At 65.2% G+C, this 19,026-nt stretch carries 16 protein-coding genes and 2 pseudogenes; 17 read left to right on the top strand and 1 reads right to left on the bottom strand.

All coding sequences use genetic code 11. From position 1 onward, the window contains the following. Nucleotides 1-149 precede the first annotated feature (149 nt). From IPP91_00005 to IPP91_00085, 17 genes and pseudogenes are all read left to right on the top strand, one after another. Nucleotides 150-470 (top strand): hypothetical protein, encoded by a 321-nt coding sequence (locus IPP91_00005; GenBank protein ID MBL0140486.1) that lies wholly within the window; start codon nt 150-152, stop codon nt 468-470. Beyond that, nucleotides 449-670, top strand: a complete 222-nt coding sequence (locus IPP91_00010) for a GNAT family N-acetyltransferase (protein MBL0140487.1) — start codon at nt 449-451, stop codon at nt 668-670. Before IPP91_00005 ends, IPP91_00010 begins: the two co-directional genes overlap by 22 nt. Next, nucleotides 667-1,236 (top strand): annotated as a pseudogene (locus tag IPP91_00015) (CinA family protein). Before IPP91_00010 ends, IPP91_00015 begins: the two are co-directional and overlap by 4 nt. Nucleotides 1,237-1,323: 87 nt before the next feature. Beyond that, entirely contained in the window at nt 1,324-2,265 is a 942-nt protein-coding gene (locus IPP91_00020) for an IS1595 family transposase (GenBank protein ID MBL0140488.1), read from the top strand. A 24-nt stretch (nt 2,266-2,289) separates the two neighbouring features. Continuing rightward, nucleotides 2,290-4,585, top strand: a pseudogene (locus tag IPP91_00025) (restriction endonuclease). Nucleotides 4,586-4,859: 274 nt separating this feature from the next. Continuing rightward, complete coding sequence (locus tag IPP91_00030; protein MBL0140489.1) at nt 4,860-5,456, top strand: LexA family transcriptional regulator; 597 nt, start codon at nt 4,860-4,862, stop codon at nt 5,454-5,456. A gap of 84 nt (nt 5,457-5,540) precedes the next feature. Next, nucleotides 5,541-6,581, top strand: coding sequence for a recombinase RecA (gene recA, locus IPP91_00035; GenBank protein ID MBL0140490.1), 1,041 nt, complete (start codon nt 5,541-5,543; stop codon nt 6,579-6,581). 65 nt (nt 6,582-6,646) lie between these two features. Continuing rightward, nucleotides 6,647-7,087 (top strand): recombination regulator RecX, encoded by a 441-nt coding sequence (gene recX / locus IPP91_00040; protein ID MBL0140491.1) that lies wholly within the window; start codon nt 6,647-6,649, stop codon nt 7,085-7,087. A 96-nt stretch (nt 7,088-7,183) separates the two neighbouring features. Next, on the top strand, nt 7,184-7,537 hold the full coding sequence (locus IPP91_00045) for a type II toxin-antitoxin system RelE/ParE family toxin (GenBank protein MBL0140492.1): 354 nt from the start codon (nt 7,184-7,186) through the stop codon (nt 7,535-7,537). A gap of 4 nt (nt 7,538-7,541) precedes the next feature. Next, a complete protein-coding gene (locus tag IPP91_00050) occupies nt 7,542-7,856 on the top strand; it encodes an XRE family transcriptional regulator (GenBank protein MBL0140493.1) in 315 nt (104 codons plus the stop codon). A gap of 609 nt (nt 7,857-8,465) precedes the next feature. Beyond that, nucleotides 8,466-8,831 carry a VOC family protein gene (locus tag IPP91_00055; GenBank protein ID MBL0140494.1) on the top strand — a complete coding sequence of 122 codons (366 nt, stop codon included), beginning with the start codon at nt 8,466-8,468 and terminating at the stop codon, nt 8,829-8,831. Nucleotides 8,832-8,957: 126 nt separating this feature from the next. Further along, a complete protein-coding gene (alaS, locus tag IPP91_00060; GenBank protein ID MBL0140495.1) occupies nt 8,958-11,582 on the top strand; it encodes an alanine--tRNA ligase in 2,625 nt (874 codons plus the stop codon). 39 nt (nt 11,583-11,621) lie between these two features. Next, nucleotides 11,622-12,398: a hypothetical protein gene (locus IPP91_00065; protein MBL0140496.1), complete on the top strand. Its 777-nt coding sequence runs from the start codon at nt 11,622-11,624 to the stop codon at nt 12,396-12,398. Continuing rightward, nucleotides 12,398-14,644, top strand: coding sequence for a glycosyltransferase (locus IPP91_00070; protein MBL0140497.1), 2,247 nt, complete (start codon nt 12,398-12,400; stop codon nt 14,642-14,644). Before IPP91_00065 ends, IPP91_00070 begins: the two co-directional genes overlap by 1 nt. Continuing rightward, nucleotides 14,616-15,914, top strand: coding sequence for a DUF3422 domain-containing protein (locus IPP91_00075; GenBank protein MBL0140498.1), 1,299 nt, complete (start codon nt 14,616-14,618; stop codon nt 15,912-15,914). Before IPP91_00070 ends, IPP91_00075 begins: the two co-directional genes overlap by 29 nt. Continuing rightward, a complete protein-coding gene (locus IPP91_00080) occupies nt 15,911-16,465 on the top strand; it encodes an NUDIX domain-containing protein (GenBank protein ID MBL0140499.1) in 555 nt (184 codons plus the stop codon). Before IPP91_00075 ends, IPP91_00080 begins: the two co-directional genes overlap by 4 nt. A gap of 46 nt (nt 16,466-16,511) precedes the next feature. Further along, entirely contained in the window at nt 16,512-17,207 is a 696-nt protein-coding gene (locus tag IPP91_00085; GenBank protein MBL0140500.1) for a GAF domain-containing protein, read from the top strand. Between the two features lie 7 nt (nt 17,208-17,214). On the opposite strand, the gene lpdA is transcribed toward IPP91_00085, so the two are convergent. After that, the gene (gene lpdA, locus IPP91_00090) at nt 17,215-19,014 is read right to left on the bottom strand and encodes a dihydrolipoyl dehydrogenase (protein ID MBL0140501.1); all 1,800 of its coding nucleotides are present in this window, start codon (nt 19,012-19,014) and stop codon (nt 17,215-17,217) included. Nucleotides 19,015-19,026: the final 12 nt, after the last annotated feature.

Below are 19,026 nucleotides of genomic sequence, written 5' to 3' on the forward strand. Positions count from 1 at the left end.
CTGGCTGCTGCGCCTCCCCAGGCAAGGCCAAGCGCGCCCGATCGATCAACGCCATCTATCCTCGCGGCTGCCGCTCTCGCAGAAAGGGTGGCCCACTGCGAACGCGCGGCTATGTCGAGCGCGGCCTGCCCGCCATTTACAGGGTTTCGATGCACACCGATCCGCCGGAACTCGAGGGGATGCTCGCCGCGCTGGGGTACGAGTCCTTCAGCCCGACCGAGGTGCGCGCGGCGGCCATCGATTCCGCGACTCTCGCCGGCCCGGATGTGGACTGTCCGCGCATTGAGGAATGGTTCGACATGGTGGGCGACCTGCGCGGCTCGCCCATCGCGCACCGCAGCGCCCCGTCGCGCGACTGGCCGCGCTGCCGCTCCGAGATGCGGCCCGTAGCCCTGCTCGAGGCAGGCGTGCCAATAGCGACGGGACCGCCATCCTCGAGGACGGGCACGTGGGGCTCTTCGACGTGGTGACGCGCGAAAGCGGGCGGCGGCGGGGATTTGCGCGCACCATCGTGGCGGCGCTGCTGCGCTGGGGGTGGGAGCGGGGCGCCAGGCGCTCGTACCTGCAGGTGGAGGAAGGCAACGCCCCCGCCGTCGCACTCTACGACGCGTTCGGGTTTTCGATGGCCTATCGGTACTGGTACCGCGCACGCCCGGGGGAGACCGCATGAACGAGATCGATGAGCTGTCCCGGCAACTCGGCGAGGCGTGCGTTCGCGCGCACCTCGTCGTCGCGACCGGCCGAATCGCACCGGCGGCGGCGTGGGTGAGGCCGTCCACGCGGACGGCGGAAGGCCGCGTGGTTCGACCGCGGCTTCGTCACCCACTCTCGAACGAAGCCAAGGTCGACCTCCTCGGCGTCAAGCAGGAAACGATCGGGTCCCACGGCGCCGTGTCGGAGGCGGTGGCGCGCGAGATGGCCGTGGGTGCCCTGCACCAGAGCAGCGCGGACCTGGTCGTTGCCGTGACCGGCGTTGCCGGCCCTGGCGGCGCAACCGCGGCGAAACCGGTGGGCCTCGTCTGGTTCGCCTGGGCCTCGCTCGACGGCGCCGTGGAGACGAAGTTCGAGATCTTCGGCGGCGACCGGGCCGCCATCCGGCAGCAGGCGGTGCTCGAGGCGCTCGAGGATTGTTGGCGCTCGTCGCCCGGGAAGGCCAGGGAGCGCAAGAGTAAAAAAGGGGACAGACCCCTTTCTCTCCGAGAACAACGGAATAAGTGGTCTGTCCCCTTTTTTTGAGGGTCCGGTTCTCAAGCTGCTTGACGGAATTATATACTTGACACACGCAGCTTGAAGGGCGAGAATTGGGCCATCTGTTGGAGGCCCATGTCACAAGCCCTGTTTTCCCTGCCCCGGTTCACCGACGACGACGCGGCCCGCGAGCATCTTGAAGCGCTTCGCTGGCCCAATGGCGCGGTCTGCCCACATTGCGGCGGCACGGAGCGCAATTCTCGGCTTGCGGGAGAATCCCACCGCGCCGGTCTGTGGTTCTGTGGCGACTGCCGCAGCCAGTTCACGGTGACGGTCGGGACGGTTTTCGAGCGTTCCAAGGTTCCGCTGCACAAGTGGGTTCTGGCGACGCACCTTATTTGCTCGTCCAAGAAGGGAATGAGCGCGCACCAACTGCACCGCACCCTTGGCGTGACCTACAAGACGGCGTGGTTCATGGCGCACCGCATCCGCGAGGCGATGGGCGACGATGCGCCCGCGCCCCTTTGCGGCTCTGGTGCGCCTGTCGAAGTGGACGAGACCTATTGGGGCAACAAGAAGCGCAAAGGCGCCTTCAAGGCTACCGGCTCGCGCGGCGCTGGCCCGCACCACCAGATGAAGGTTGTTTCTCTGATCGAGCGTGGTGGCAAAGCACGCTCCTTCCAGTTTCAGACGATTCACGGCGGCGTGCTGCGCGAGACCCTCCGCAAGCACATCACTGCATCTGCAACCGTCCACACTGACGAGAGCAGCTTCTACAAGCCGCTTCATCGCATCTTCGCCAAGCATGAAACTGTGAGCCATCGCAGGGGCGAATACTCGCGCGATGGCGTCACGACGAACTCTGTCGAGGGCTTCTTCTCGATTCTCAAGCGCGGGCTGGTCGGAACGTTCCACCATGTTGGCGAGCAACACCTGTTCCGCTACATGAAGGAATTTGATTTCCGCTACAACACGCGCACCGCGCTTGGCGTGACGGACGACCATCGCACCGACGAAGCGCTCAAGGGCATCAGCGGAAAGCGTCTGACATATCGGCGGGCTAACGCGCAAGCGTAAGCCGTGACAAAGGCCGTGAACAATATGGCGAATCAACTCTATTTTGGCGATTGCCTTGATGTGCTGCGCGAGTCGATCAAGGACGAGTCCGTTGATCTAATTTACCTAGATCCACCGTTCAATTCGAATGCGACGTACAACGTCCTATTCAAGACCCCAAAGGGCCACCAGTCGGACGCGCAGATTGAGGCTTTCGACGATACCTGGCACTGGGGCGAGCACGCCGAGGCGGCATTCGCGGATTTGATGCAGCAAGAGAATACCGATGTCTCCGAAATTGTTCGTTCGCTTCGACAATTTCTTGGTGAAAACGACATGATGGCGTACCTCGCCATGATGGCGAATCGCTTGCTTGAATTACATCGAGCCCTCAAGTCCACCGGCAGCCTGTTTCTCCACTGCGACCCTACGGCGAGCCACTACCTAAAGATTGTGCTTGATGGGGTTTTCGGCAAGGAACATTACGCCAACGAGATAATCTGGAAGCGCACCTCCGCGCACAGTTCGGCAAAGCGATTCGGTCCCGTGCACGACACCATTCTCTTCTACCGAAAGAGTGACGCGTTCGTTTGGAACGATGTCCGCCTCGACTATGCAGAGGAGTATCTGGACAAGTATTACAAATACGACGACGGCGACGGCCGTCTCTACTGGCGCAACAGCCTAACGGCGGCAGGTACACGACACGGATCGTCGGGCAGTGTATGGCGAGGATACGATCCCACAAGCCAAGGATCGCACTGGAAATTCACGGTGGAAAATTTGGAGCGACTTGACGAAGAGGGAAAGATTTATTGGCCGCCGAAGAAGGGATTCCCGCAGATCAAGCGTTACAAGGACGAATTAAAAGGGCTTGCCGTCAGCGATATCTGGGATGACATCGACAAGATCAACCCCGCTGGTAATGAGCGTCTTGGATACCCAACCCAGAAGCCACAGGCGCTACTTGAGCGAATCATCGCCGCGGCGTCGAACGAAGGCGACGTGGTTCTCGATCCGTTTTGCGGGTGCGGCACAGCCGTGCACGCCGCGGAGAAGTTGAAGCGCCAATGGATCGGCATCGACATTACCCATCTCGCCGTGTCGCTCATTGAGAAGCGCATGCGCGACGCCTTTCCCGGCATCACCTTCGAAGTCCACGGCACGCCGAAGGACATCGACGGGGCGCGCAACCTCGCGGCGCGCGACAAGTACCAATTCCAGTGGTGGGCGTGTTCACTCGTCAACGCCCAACCATTCCAAGGAAAGAAGAAGGGCGCGGACAGTGGGATTGACGGCCTGATCTACTTCCAAGATGACGACAAGATGCCGAAGAAAATCGTTGTCAGCGTGAAGGGCGGCGAGAACGTCCAGTGTGGCGATGGTGCGCGACTTCGCGCATGTCATCGACCGAGAACGGGCGGCGATAGGCTTCTTCGTGACACTGGTTGACCCAACGAAGAACATGGTGAGCGAGAGCGTTGGGACCGGTTATTACACATCACCACTCACCGGTGCGAAGTTTCCGAAACTGCAAGTTCTGACGATTGAGGGCTTGCTATCCGGAAATGAACAGGCTCGCTATCCGCGCATGGATGCAGGCGGCCTGACGTTCAAAAAAGCCAAGAAGGAAGAAAAGCAGCCGGATCAGAAAAAAGCTGCTGTAGAGGGCCGGATAGCGATACCCGCGAAAGTGAAGAAGCCGCCAAAGCAACGGGGCATCCCGCAAGTGCCCATTCACGGAAAGGCGGCTCACAACGCCGCCTTTCTGATCTCGATTGGAAACCTGGTAGTCAACTGGGCGAACAACGAGTGTCTTTTAGCGATGCTGCAGGTACTGATTGAGGGCGGCCCCATGTCGGCCGCGATTGTTTGGCATTCGCATAGGACTACTCAGGCCCGCCTGGAACTCATTAGCCGCTTATGTCGAGAGCAGATTAATGACGAAAAACTGGTCTCTGATGTCAACAACGCCATAAAAACGTTCAAAGGCTTTAGCCGCGCTCGCAATTTCTATTGCCACTCCGTCTATCGATACGACAAGGAACTCAATCTAGCATCGGCTTCCAGCACAACGAATGCACAGGATGGAGAACCGATTCGCTTTGAAGAAAAGCAAATGGACCATGCGGCGCTAAATGAGATGGCCGACATTACGCTGCGAATGACGCAATTCAATCAAGATGTTTGGGCTCTTGTCGTGCGCCTAGAATCAGCACTTGGAGTGCAGCGCGTAAGGCATCCCCAACAGCAAACGGGGCCGATACGGAATCGAGATGCCCGTCTTCTTCAAGATGAGGATGTATCGCGCGAAGCGCGACCCGAATCAACTCAGGAGTGACTAATGCCTCAACAAAGGAAGCCTGCGCGTCCAGCCCTTGAAGATCAGGTCCTGTCGCGGATGTTGGCGATGCCGCCAGATCCGAAGGTGGCGAAGGAAAAGAAGAAGGCAGCGAAGCCTCGGAAGAAGTAGCCGGGGGTTCGGTTGGAGCCCCTTGGGGGTCTGGGTTGGTGTCATCGCTTGCGGTTGTCATGTATATAACTCCGCTGCTTGACACCAGAACGTTCGTTCGGTAGCTTACCGAACAATCGTTCTGTCCACCGTTTCCCGCCCCATGGCGTTGAAGCAGCAGCAGCCCCTCGACCCGGCGTACCTGGAGAAGCTCCAGGACTACTACGCCGAGCACAAGGTCATCCCCTCCTACTCGGTGCTCGCCACCCTGTGGGGGATCTCCGCCAAGTCGTGGGTGTCGGAGTGCGTGCGCCGTTTCGAGGAAGCGGGCTACCTGGACTGGACTCCTGACCGGCAGTTGAAGCCCGGGGCCCGGTTCTTCGAGCGGCGGCTCGCGCACGATACCGTGCAGGCGGGGCTGCCCAATCCGGCCTTGGCCGATGGCTGCGACCTCGTCACGATCGACGACTACCTGATCCGCGTGCCGTCGAAGACGAGCCTTGTGCGCGTGAAGGGCGAATCGATGATCGACGCCGGCATCCACGACGGCGACCTGATCGTGGTCGAACAGCAACCCAACGCCAACGTCGGCGAGATCGTCGTGGCGATCGTGGACAACGAATTCACCGTGAAGTACCTGGATCGAGAAAAAGGCGCGTTCGTCCTGAAGCCCGCGAACAAAGCCTTCCCGGTCATTCGCCCCAGGGGGCGCCTGGAAATTTTCGGTGTGATGGCGGGTTTGGTGCGCAGAACGCGCTGAGCCTGGGCGGAAATTCAACTTTACCGATATGGGATAATTCCAATGCTCAAAGTCATCTCCACCCGTGCCTCCGAAGCCCCCGCAATGGACGAAAACAAGACGAAAGCCCTGCAGGCCGCGCTCACCCAGATCGAACGCCAGTTCGGCAAGGGGGCGATCATGCGTATGGGCGACAAGGATGTCGAAAAAGGCATCGAGGTGGTTTCCACCGGCTCGCTGGGCCTGGATCTCGCCCTCGGCGTCGGCGGCCTGCCGCGCGGCCGCGTCGTTGAAATCTACGGGCCGGAATCGTCGGGCAAGACCACGCTCACGCTGCAGGTCATCGCCAACATCCAGAAGCTGGGCGGCACCGCCGCCTTCATCGACGCGGAGCACGCGCTCGACCCGCAGTATGCGCAGAGGCTCGGCGTCGATACCTCCGAGTTGCTCCTCTCGCAGCCGGACAACGGCGAGCAGGCGCTGGAAATCACGGACATGCTGGTTCGTTCCGCTTCCGTGGATTGCGTCGTGATCGACTCCGTTGCGGCACTTACCCCCAAGGCCGAGATCGAGGGCGAGATGGGCGAGCCGCAGATGGGCCTGCAGGCGCGCCTCATGAGCCAGGCGCTGCGCAAGCTCACCGCCAACATCAAGCGCTCGAACACGCTCGTCATCTTCATCAACCAGATCCGCATGAAGATCGGCGTGATGTTCGGCAACCCCGAGACCACCACGGGCGGCAACGCGCTCAAGTTCTACGCCTCCGTGCGGCTGGACATCCGCCGCATCGGCTCCATCAAGCGAGGCGAGGAGGTCATCGGCAACGAGACGCGCGTGAAGGTGGTGAAGAACAAGGTGGCGCCCCCCTTCAAGGTCGCGGACTTCGACATCCTCTACAACGAGGGCATCTCCCGCCACGGCGAGATCATCGAGCTGGGCGTGCAGCACCGCATCGTCGACAAGAGCGGCGCGTGGTACGCCTACAAGGGCGAGAAGATCGGCCAGGGCAAGGACAACACGCGGGAATTCCTCAGGGACAACCCGCAGATGTCCGACGAAATCGAGACGCGGATCCGCGAGGCCGTGGGCATCGCGGGCGGGATGCCGCTCGACCACGGTGCTGCCGACGCAGCCGAAGCCGACTGAAGCCGCCGGGCCCTGCGTTCGCCCGCATTTGCGGCGGCCGGGGCCTTGCCTTTTTCGCGACGGAAATGGATCTCCGCACACGCGCGCTCGGGCTGCTGGCCCGGCGCGAACACTCCCGGGCCGAGCTTCGCCGCAAGCTTGCGCCGCACAACGAGGAGGGCGTCGATGTCGAGGCCCTCCTCGACGATTTCACGGTGCGCGGCTGGCTTTCCGAGGCGCGATTCATCGAACAGACGGTGCGCGCCAAGTCACGCAAGTTCGGGCCGCTGAAGATCGCGCATCACCTGCGCGGGAAGGGAATCGGGGAAGAAGGCATCGCGGCGGCCCTGGCCCATTCGAAGGCGGCGCAGGAAGAGGCGCTCGCGGCGGTCTGGCGATCACGCTTCGGGCAGCCGCCGGTGGACGCGGCCGCAAAGGCCCGCCAGATCCGCTTCCTCCATGGCCGGGGTTTCCCGATGGAATCGATCATGAGGCTGTTGCGCGGCTTTGGCGCGTACAAGCAGTAGTTTTTTTGCGCCTGGAAATGCCGTGTCCCGGTCGTGCCCGATTCCAGCTCTTGATAATTCCATTGACGGCATATGCCATAGAGGCTATATTCATCCATGCGATGGGAAGTCGAATTCACAGACGAATTCGAAAGCTGGTGGAATGAACTCACCGAAGCCGAGCAGGAATCAGTCGATGCGTCCGTTCGATTGCTGGAAGAACGTGGCCCGAGTCTGGGATTCCCGCACAGCAGCGGGATCAGCGGCTCGAGGCACGGCCGGATGCGAGAGCTTCGCACGCAGCACGATGGCAGGCCGCTGCGCACGCTCTACGCTTTCGATCCCCGGCGCAGCGCGATCCTGCTGATCGGGGGCGACAAGACGGGTGAAGACCGCTGGTACGAAGTCAATGTTCCAATTGCCGACAGGCTTTACGAAGAACACCTCGAGCAATTGCGGAAGGAGGGATGAATCCATGGCCAGGAAGTTTTCCGAACTGCGAGCGCGCATGACGCCGCAGTCGCGAGCGCGGGCAGAGGCAAAGGCTCGATCCCTGATGGCGGAGATGCCACTCAGTGAACTTCGCCAGGCTCGTGGACTGTCGCAAAAGGCGCTGGCCGAAGTTCTGCATGTACAGCAACCCTCCATCGCCAAGCTCGAAAAACGGGCCGATATGTACGTTTCCACCTTGCGCAGTCACATCGAAGCCATGGGTGGCGAACTCGAGGTGATCGCACGGTTTCCGGATGGAGCGGTCAGGATCAGCAAGTTTTCGGACCTTGGCAAGTAAGGCAAAGGCATGTTGAGGACATACCGGAAAGTGCGCCGACTTGCATTGCGACAGGTCCCCTGGATGCGTGTTCCCCGCGCGCGGGGATGAACCGCGGATGCGATTGGCCAGTAATGTCACCAAGAGGGCGTTCCCGACACGCTGCGCCGTCCCTGCGACGGTGAACGCGAAGTCGGGCCCGAAAGATGGAGCGGCTTGGACTTGCGCATGCCGCGCCCCAGTTCGCGGTCGTCAGCATCCATCCGCTCGGCGTATGTGGCGCGTGGGCGGTTCGCCCAAGCGAGCGCTCGGGCAAGATCGGCGCTCGTCATGCCGGGCCTGATCGCCCGGAGTTCCTGCTCAGTCCACTCCCGTCTCAACGTTGAATCCGAATCCCGCCGGGCCTGCTGCATCGCGCAGCTGAACGTACAGAATACCCCCTTCCTCGCTTGCCGGAATGTGCGAAAAGTTTACCGGGGGAGCGCGGGTCGAACCGGTTTCGCCACGCTTGACCTCACGCCTGCAGAGGTGTTCTCCTCGAGTGGGGCAAGAGGCCAGGTAATGCCTTGTGTTCCGCGTCAAACTGCGTTCCGCGCGTGCCCAGAGACGAACCCAACCAAGGCAAATGCGATGATTCTCGGACTGCGTACGGTCATCTATCCCGGCCCGGACCTTCCCCGTGCGAAGGAGTGGTACGAAAAGGTCCTCGAGCGCAGGCCCTATTTCGACGAGCCCTTCTATGTCGGCTTTTCGATTGGCGGGTTCGAGCTGGGCCTGCTTCCCGACGGGAAGCCCGGCGTTGAGGGTGCGCAGGCGTTGTGGGGCGTCGACGATGCGCAGAAGGAGCTGGCGCGCTTGGTCGGCCTCGGCGCGACGGTCATCGATCCGGTGACCGACGTTGGAGAAGGCATCCGGGTGGCGGCCGTGAAGGATCCGTTCGGCAATCGCTTCGGGATCATCGAGAACCCGAAGTTCAAGGCCTCGGAAGTTCGCTGAGGGGCGAGCGCGCGACGCCGCGCGGTCAATCTGCCGCCAGCGCCGCGCTCCGGGGGTCAGGAGCCGGTCGGGCGGGGTTCGCATTTGGTATCCTTGGCGTTTTCGCCCGCAGCCCCGGCGCACCCCATGAAAACCAGCGAAATCCGCAAGAAATTCATCGATTTCTTCGTCTCCCAGGGCCACCAGCCCGTGGCGTCCAGTCCGCTGGTCCCGGGAAATGATCCCACGCTCCTTTTCACCAACGCCGGCATGGTCCAGTTCAAGGACGTCTTCCTCGGCACCGAGAAGCGCGCCTACAACCGCGCTGTCACCTCGCAGCGCTGTGTGCGCGCCGGTGGCAAGCACAACGACCTGGAGAACGTGGGCTACACCGCGCGCCACCACACGTTCTTCGAGATGCTGGGCAACTTCAGCTTCGGGGACTACTTCAAGAAGGACGCCATCCGCTTCGCCTGGGAGCTGGTCACGCAGGTGTACGGGATCCCGAAGGAAAAGCTCTGGACCACCGTGTACGTGACGGACGACGAGGCCTACGACATCTGGACGAAGGACATCGGCGTCGCGCCGGATCGCTGCATCCGGATCGGCGACAAGCCCGGCGGCAGGAAGTTCGAGAGCGACAACTTCTGGCAGATGGCCGATACGGGGCCCTGCGGTCCGTGCTCGGAGATCTTCTTCGACCATGGCCCGGGAATCGAAGGCGGCCCGCCGGGCTCGCCCGATGCCGAGGGCGACCGCTACATCGAGATCTGGAACCTCGTCTTCATGCAGTTCAATCGCAACGAGGCGGGCACGATGCATCCGCTGCCCAAGCCTTCGGTCGATACGGGCATGGGCCTCGAGCGGCTGACCGCTGTGCTGCAGCACGTCCATTCGAATTACGAAATCGACCTCTTCGAGGCGCTGGTCAAGGCCGCGGCGCGTGAGACGGGTTGCGCGGACCTCAAATCGCCCTCGCTTCGCGTCATCGCGGACCATATCCGCGCCTGCGCATTCCTGATCTGCGACGGCGTCATTCCGGGCAACGAGGGCAGGGGATACGTCCTGCGCCGGATCGCCCGCCGCGCCATGCGCCACGGCTACAAGCTGGGGCAGAAGCACCCGTTCTTCTACAAGCTCGTGGCCGACCTCTCGGCGCAGATGGGAGACGCCTATCCGGAGCTTCGCGAGACCGAGGGGCGGGTGACCGCCACGCTGCGGCAGGAAGAAGAGCGCTTCGGCGAGACGCTGGAAAACGGCATGGCGATTCTCGATGCCGCGCTGGCCGGCGGGCGCAAGGAGCTCGACGGCGATACTGCCTTCAAGCTCTACGACACCTACGGCTTCCCCGTCGATCTCACCGCCGACATCGGCCGCGAGCGCGGTTTTTCCGTGGACATGTTGGCCTTCGATGCGGCCATGACTGCGCAGCAGGGACGCTCGCGCGCCGCCAGCAAGTTCAAGGCCGGCGTGCAGCTCGAGTACAGCGGCGCGAAGACGCGCTTCGACGGCTACGACACGCTTTCGGAGGAAGGCCGGGTGGTGGCGCTCTACTGCGAAGGCAGCCCCGTGAAGAGCCTCTCGGCGGGCGAATCCGGCGTGGTCGTCCTCGACCGCACGCCCTTCTACGCGGAGTCCGGGGGCCAGGTGGGCGATCGTGGGGAACTCACCAAGGGCGGCGTATGCCTCACGCTCTTCGCGGTGGAGGACACCCAGAAGATCCAGCCCGAGGTCTTCGGCCACTACGGCACCGTGAAGACGGGCGAGCTGGCGGTGGGCGACACGGTTGCGGCGCAGGTCGACCTGGACAAGCGGGTGCGCACGATGCGCCACCACTCGGCCACGCACCTCATGCACAAGGCGCTGCGCGCAGTGCTCGGCCCTCACGTCGCGCAGAAAGGCTCGCTGGTCGATGAGGACAAGACCCGATTCGACTTCAGCCACAATGCGCCGATGACGGCCGCCGAAATGCGCCGCGTCGAGGAATTCGTGAACGCGGAGATACTGGCCAACGCTGCCACGCTGGCGCGCGTCATGCCCATCGACGAGGCGCAGAAGATCGGCGCGACGATGCTCTTCGGCGAAAAGTACGGCGACGTGGTGCGGGTGCTCGACATAGGGACCTCGCGCGAATTCTGCGGCGGCACGCACGTTGCGCGTACCGGGGACATCGGCTACTTCCGCGTCGTGTCCGAGGGGGGCGTTGCGGCGGGAATCCGCCGCGTGGAAGCGATCGCCGGAAGCGTGGCCCTGGCGCAGGCGCAGGCCGACCGGGATAGACTCGCCCGCGCGGCCGACGCCCTCAAGGCCCAGCCGCAGGAGATCGACGCGAAGATCGCGCAGGTCGTCGAGAACGTGAAGGCGCTCGAAAAGGAAGTGGCGAAACTGAAGGGCCAGCTCGCGGCCGGCAAGCTCGATGACGTGCTCGCGGCCGGGATGCGGAACATCAAGGGAGTCAAGACCATTGCCATGGTGCTGGATGGCGCCGATGCCGGAATGCTTCGCGACTCCCTCGACAAGGTGAAGGAGCGCTTGGGCAGCGGCGTGGCCCTGCTGGCCTCGGTGGCCGATGGCAAGGTGTCGCTCATCGCGGGCGTCACGAAGGACCTCACGGGCAAGGTCAAGGCGGGCGAAATGGTGAACTTCGTCGCCCAGCAGGTGGGCGGCAAGGGCGGGGGGCGGCCCGACATGGCGCAGGCGGGGGGCACCAATCCCGCGGGGCTCAAGGATGCACTGTTGTCCCTGGAGGCTTGGCTCACCGACAGGCTCTGATTGATTCTGCCCGCACGAGGGCGCGCAAGGGGAGGCGGCATGGACGATAACCTGGGATTCTGGATTTTTGCCGCGGTCCTCTTCATCCTCGGCGTCGTATTGCCGATACGCTCCATGTTCGCGGGGCGCCGCGCGATACTGGACGCGCAGAAGCAGCGGGATAAGAACGAGGCGCTCTTCCTCTCGATGTTTCCGGAATTGCAACCCTATTACCATCCCGCGAAGCTGGTCGAGTACGTCGCAGCCCGGGCCGCGCGCAAGGCAACGAAAGGCGCCTGGCGCTGGGCGACCCCTCCCGGATTCGAGGCGGCGGCGCAAGCGGATATCGCGCCCGACCCGAAAGGCGAGCGTGTCCGGCTGCTGGACGTCGCGGGCAAGCCGATCAGCGAGTTTGTTTACGGCACGAGCCCGGAGGGCGGCGTCCTGCGAGTGGGCAAGGGCAAGCTCACCGTGGACGTCCGCAAGCCCAAGCAGCCGCGCGTGCGCTACTGGCATCCTGAGCGCGAGTTCAAATGGTCGCTGGCCGGCTGGGAGTTCAAGACGCCCGTGGCGGACGAGCCGTTCGAATCATCGTCGAGCCGCTCGAGTTTCTCGTCGGAAGGGTCGGACTCCTCGCGCTCCATCGCAACGGCGGCCGCCTTCGCGGGACTCGGGGGTACGTTCGACGGGGGCGGAGCATCGGCAGGGTGGGACGGTGCCGAGGCAAGCGCGTCGTCGGCGAGTGCGGGGGGCACAGGCGACGGCGCGGCCACGGATTCCTCCAGCGACTCGGGCGACTCCAGCAACTCCAGCGACTCCGGCGGCACCTCGTACTGATGCTCCCGGCTCCCGACTTCCTTGTTGCCCTGCCGTTGCCGGATGCGGTTGCCGATCACGCGGCAAGGCAGCCGCTGCGCGTCATCATGCCGTCGCTCGCGAGGGGCGGAGCCGAGCGGATCGTGATCGAATGGCTGTCCGCGGAGGCCGGCCGCGGTCGCGCCATCGAGCTGGCTGTCATCCACCGGCGACGGCAGGAATATTCGCTGCCTGCGGGCATCGTCGCGCTTCGGCGGGGTTCCGAAAGCGCCGAGAGTTTCGTCGATGCGATGGGGGCGCGATGGCGCGCCGCGGATGCTCCTGTCTCGGCCCACCTGGTGACCGATGCGCTGCTCGCGCGCCTGTGGGCCTGTGGTGTCCGGACGGTGCCCGTGCTCCACAACACGCGCGAGGGGTGGCGCAACGATCCCTCGTCGTGGCCGGCGGCAAGCGTACCCTTCGCGGTCGCATGTGCCGATTCGGTCCGGGCGCAGGTGGAGCAGTCCGGGTGCCTCATTCCTGTCGTCGTCATCCGCCATCGCCCCCGCGTGGGGGAGAAGGCCATTGACGAGTCTGAGCGCCGCCGCATCCGCGAAGAGTGGGGCATCGGCCCGGGCACGTTCGTTGTCGGCGTGGTCGGCGCCTTCAAGGCCCAGAAAGACCACAGCCGTGCCGTTGAGGTGCTGGCGGCCTTGCGCGCAAGGAGAAATGCCTGCCTCGTCATTCTCGGCGGGACGCTCGATCGGTCCGGTCTGGCTGAACTCGATCGGGCGGTATCGCGTGCGGTTTCGCTCGGCGTGGCAGATGCGCTTCGCCTCCCGGGGTTCGTCGATCCGATCGAGCCGTGGTACGCGGCGTTCGACGCGCTGCTCAACGTGAGCCGGCACGAGGGGCTGTCGATCGCCACCCAGGAGGCGCTGGCGGCTGGCTTGCCCGTCATCGCAACGGATGTCGGTGGCCAGGGCGAAATCGATCACTCGCGTCTGCAACTCCTTCCCGTCGATGCGCCGGCGACGGCGTTTGCGCAAAGGCTTGCGGGCCTTCCGGTTCGCGAATCCCTCTGCGCCGAACACGCTCCCCGGTTTCCGCGCGCCTGGACGCTCGCGACATCCTGGCGCAGGCAGGGCCGCGCCCGTCTCGATACGGTATTCGCCACCGCCAACCTGAATGCGGGTGGCGCGCAGCGCTCGCTCGTGAATCTTGCGACTGCGATCGCGCGAAGACATCGCTTCGCCATCGCAGTGTGCGGGGAAAGCACGCACCCCGCGTTCCCCGAGCGGCTCGCCCGGGCCGGCGTCGATTGCTTCCGGCCGGCGCCGACGGCCGATCCGTTCGACGTCGCGGAAGGAATCATCGCGCGCACCACCGCGAGCGGCGCGCGAAACATATGCTTCTGGAATGCCGACCCGGCCGTGAAGCTGCTGGTGGCGCGCTTCGCCCCACGGGGAATGAGGCTTGTCGATGCCTGTCCCGGGGCGTACGCGTACGAGGAACTCGAATCCGCGGCGACGCTTGGGGAGGTGCTCGCGTTCGGGGCGGCGGACTACTACCGGCGCCTCGATGCGCTGGTCACCAAGTTCGACGATCTCGAGCATCCCTGGTGCCGGCGGGTGGAGGTGATTCCCAATGGGGTCGCGCTTCGGGACGCCGCGGGCTCCTGCCCGGGGATGCCGAGGTTCCTGGTGAGCGGGCGCATCGCCCCGAGCAAGCGCCTCGGGACGATCCTCGAGGCTTTCTGCATTGTCGCAGCGCGCTTTCCCGGCGCGCGACTCGATATCGTGGGCCAGGCGGAGCCGCGGCACCGGGAATACCTCGACTCGCTGCATGCAACGGCTCGGGGCCTTGCGGTGACCTTCCGCGGCGCGCTTCCGGGGCTGGAATTCCTCGACGAGTCCTTCACCGCGGCGATCGTGCTGGGGACGCACCAGGGTTGTCCCAACGCCGTGCTCGAGGCGATGGCCGCCGGCATCGCCGTGATCGCGAACGCGAGCGGCGGCACGGGCGAGCTGGTGCTCCCCGGCGAGACCGGATGGCTGCTCTCCGAGGCGTGCACGCCCGCGGAACTGGCCTGCGCGCTCGGCGAGGCGGCCGACGATGCAGGGCGCTCGCATCGGCTCGGCCTGGCGGCTCGGGACAGGGCTTCGCGCCGCCACTCGCTTGAAGCCATGGCGGTGCGCTATCTTTGCCTCTTCGACCCGGTTGCGGAACGCGCGCCGGAAAACCAGGACACTGCCACGCATGCTTTCCCCCAGCTTCGCCCTGCCTGAGCACGAGCTTCGACGCACCCTCAACGACGAGGTGCACGCGCGGCCGCCTGTGCGGCTCGAAGGCGCACAGCACGTGGTCTACCTGGCCGTGCAGCACCGCCAGGAGGATCGCGCCGCGCACCGTCAGGTCCTTGCGCGGATGGCGCAGGAGGCCGGGGCATCGATCGCGCCGACAGGGGATCATGCGGTGGTGACTCTCGCCGAGGGCCTGCGCTTCAAGTGGGAGGGACACGCGGAATTTTCCAGCTACACGTTCTTCGCCGCGGGCGCGGGAGGCTTGCCGCCCGCCGCGGTGCTCGAGCGAGTCGGCTGGCCTGCGGTGGCCGAGACGATGCCCGGCCAGATCCTGGTGGCTGCCTCGATCAACCTCGTCCCCTTCAGCGGGGACACGCCGCCGGCGCAAGCGTTTCGCACCGAGGCCGATACCGTCGTGGGCGGCGCGGTGGCCGAGGGGCGAGGGTGGGCCTATACGGATTTCCGCGTTCGCGAGGACGGCTTCACTCGCTTCCTGGTGCTGAACCGGGAGATGGGGCTCGGGCAAGCGGGGCGGATGGTTCAGCGGCTCCTGGAGATCGAGACCTACCGCATGATGGCGCTGCTGGCCTTCCCCGTTGCGCGAAAGGCCGCGCCCGAGCTGGGCGCCACGGAAGCGGGGCTTGCGGCCATCGTCGAGCGCATTGCTGGCGCGGCACCGGAGGACGAAGCGCGGCTGCTCGACGACCTGACGCAGCTCGCTGCGCGCGTGGAGCACCTGCAGAGCGTCTCGCGCTTTCGCTTCGAGGCCGCCGAGGCGTACGACGCGCTCGTCATTCGCCGCCTTTCGGAACTTCGCGAGGTGCGCATTCCGGGCCTTTCCACGATCGAGGAATTCCTGCACCGGCGCCTCGCGCCCGCCATCGCCACCTGCCGCAGCACCTCGCGCCGCATCGGCAATCTCGCCGAGAGGGTGGCTCGTGCCAGTGCCCTGCTGCGCACGCGGGTGGACATAGCCCGGGAGCTTCAGAACCAGCAGCTGCTCGAGGCGATGAATCGCCGCGGCCGTATCCAGTTGCGGCTGCAGCAGGCGGTGGAGGGCCTTTCGGTCGTGGTCATCACCTATTACGGGGCCTCGCTGGTGGGCGTGCTCGCGAAGGCCGCGAAGGCCGGCGGCGTCAACTGGAATCCCGAGGTGGTGATGGGCATCGCCGTGCCCTTCATCGCGGCTGCGGTCTTCGGCGGCGTTCGCCGCCTGCGCCGGGCGCTCGAAGGCAGCGAGCGGGGAAGCGCATGAGCGCCGAGGCATTCACCTTCTGTCCTCGCTGCGCCAGGCCGCTTTCCGAGCGCGCCATCGCGGACGAGGACGGCGGGAGCCTCATGCGTCGCGCGTGCTCCGACGATGCCTGCGGATACGTCCAGTGGGGGAACCCGGTGCCCGCCGTCGGAGCGTTGGTCGAGCACGAGGGCGAGATCATCCTGGCGCGCAATCGCGCGTGGCCGCAGGGGTGGTTCGCGCTCGTGACCGGCTACCTCGAGGCGTGCGAGGACCCGAAGGCAGCCGTGGTGCGGGAGGTGAAGGAGGAGCTCGGCCTCGACGTGGTCGCGACGCACCTCATCGGGAACTACATCTTCGAGCGCAAGAACGAGGTCATGCTCTGCTACCACGCGGTGGCTACCGGCACGGTGACGCTGGGCGCAGAGCTGGTCGAATACCGCCGCCACGCGCCGGCGAATTTGAAGCCGTGGCCGCGCGCCACCGGCTTCGCGGTGGCCGACTGGATGCGCGCCCGCGACCTGCCCTTCGAATTCGTCGACTTCAAGGCGGCCAACCCGCCCCGGAAATGAATCCATGAGCACGACTTGCCGATGAATCGCCGCGATCCCATCCCGCGTGAAGGCGCGGCACGAATCGCGGGCTACCTGCACTTCGGGGCTGGCCCAGGTCGAGGGCCACGAGGAGGAGGTGGCCCTGGCGGTCGCCGACTTGCTCGAGGCCATGGGGGAGGCGGTGGCGATCGACGACCCCGGGTCGCTCTACACCTATCCGGTGCCGATGCTGGCCGAGGACGGCGCATGCTCGATGCTTGACGAACTGGCGCCGGTGCCCTACGACCTCACGGGCATCCTGGGAGGCCGTGGCGAGCAGGCCACGCGCCGCCTGGCGCTCCTCGAGCGCCTGGTGGAGCGCGCCCAGGAGACGACGGGATCCGACTGGGTCGGCATCTACCAGCGCCGCGCGAATGCGGCGGGCGAGCCGGTCCTCGTGAAGCTGTCCTATGTCGGACGGCCGAGCCGCGCCGAGTTTCCGCTCACGCCGGAGTTCGCCGCGGGCAGCACCAACAGCTCGGTCGGGCTCACCGGGCGCGCCCTGGTGATCGACGACGTGAAGGAGCACCTGAAAGCAGGCGGCGGCTTCTACGTGTGCGACGACCAGGTCCAATCGGAGGCGTGCCTGCCGCTCCTGGACGAGGCGCGCAACGTGGTCGGCATCGTCGATGCCGAAGCGAAGCCGCGCTCGTTCTACGGCCCGGTCCGGCTGGCCACGCTCGCGGCGCTGGCCATCGTTGCTTCTGCCGCGCTCCCCTGAACGGCGGCTATTTCTTCGCCGGCATCATGTCGGTGATCGAACCTTCCGCGATCTCGGCGCCGAAGAAAATGGTCTCCGACAGCGTCGGGTGCGGATGGATGGTGAGGCCGATGTCCTCGGCGTCCGCGCCCATCTCGAGGGCCAGGACGGTCTCCGCGATGAGTTCGCCCGCGTTGATGCCGACGATTCCCGCGCCCAGGATGCGCTTCGAGCCCTTCTCGAACAGTATCTTCGTGATGCCTTCCTCGCGGCCCATGCCGATTGCGCGGCCGCTCGCGGCCCACGGGAACACGGCCTTCTCGTATTCCACGCCCTTCGCCTTTGCCTCGGGCTCCGAGAGCCCCATCCAGGCGATCTCCGGATCGGTGTAGGCCACGCTCGGGATCGTGCGCGCCTCCCACACGTGATGCGCCATGCCGGCGATCACCTCCGCCGCGAGCTTGCCCTCGTGCGTCGCCTTGTGCGCGAGCATGGGCTCGCCCACGATGTCGCCGATGGCGTAGATGTGCGGCACGTTGGTGCGCATCTGGTTGTCGACGGGAATCCATCCGCGGTCGTTCACGGCGACGCCCGCCTTTTCCGCGGCGATGTTCTTCCCGTTGGGCCGGCGGCCGACGGCCAGCAGGATGCGGTCGTAGGTTTCCGGCGCCGGGGCCGGAGATGCACCGTCGGCGCTTTCGAATGTGGCGCGCAGTCCTTCCTTCGCCGCCTCGACCTTCGCGACCTTGGTCTTCAGCAGGATCTTCTCGTAGCGCTTCTCGATGCGCTTCGCGAGCGGTTTCACGATGTCGGGATCCGCGCCGGGAATGAGCCGGTCCATGAACTCGACCACGGTCACCTTCGAACCGAGCGCGTCGTACACCGTCGCCATTTCCAGGCCGATGATGCCGCCGCCGATGATGAGAAGGCGCTTCGGGACGTCCTTCAGCTCCAGCGCGCCCGTGGAATCCATCAGGCGCGGGTCGTCGTAGGGCAGGCCGGGAATCTTCGCCGACTGCGAGCCGGCCGCGATGATGCAGTGGTCGAAGGAGACCACCTTGCGCCCGTCCTTCGTCTCGACCTCGAGCGTATGCGGCGAGGCGAACTGCGCGCGGCCCTCCACGACCGTCACCTTGCGCGCCTTGGCCAGCCCCGAAAGACCCTTGGTGAGCTTGGCCACCACCCCGTCCTTGAACTTGCGCACGCCGTCGAGATCGATCTTCGGCTCGCCGAAGGACACGCCGTGGTGCGCCATGTCCTGGGCATCGGCGATGACCTTGGCCGCATGCAGCAGCGCCTTCGACGGGATGCACCCGACGTTCAGGCACACGCCGCCCAGCGTGGCATAGCGCTCGACCAGGACGACCTTCCTGCCGAGGTCGGCCGCGCGGAATGCCGCGGTGTAGCCGCCGGGGCCGGCGCCCAGGACGAGGACCTCCGCGTGCAGGTCCGCGTCCAGGCTCGCCAGTGTCGAGGTCAGGGCTTCGCGCAGCGAGGCCTGTCCACCCGGCGGCGGCTTCCGCGAGGCTGCCGGGGCGGGCGCCGCGGCAGCGGGGGCCGCGGCGGAAGCCGCCGGCGCCTGGGCCGCCTCCGCGCTCTCGAGCAGCAGGATCACCGAGCCTTCGGAGAGACGGTCGCCCACCTTGACCTTGAGTTCCTTCACCGTGCCCGAATGCGTCGAGGGCACCTCCATCGTCGCCTTGTCGGATTCGAGCGTGACGAGGGACGCCTCCTTCTTCACCTCATCGCCCGGCTTCACGAGGATTTCGATCACCGGGACGTCCTTGAAGTCGCCGATGTCGGGGACCTTGATCTCGAGGGTGGCCATGGCGCCGGTCCT

The organism is Betaproteobacteria bacterium, assembly GCA_016720855.1.
Taxonomy (GTDB): domain Bacteria; phylum Pseudomonadota; class Gammaproteobacteria; order Burkholderiales; family Usitatibacteraceae; genus FEB-7.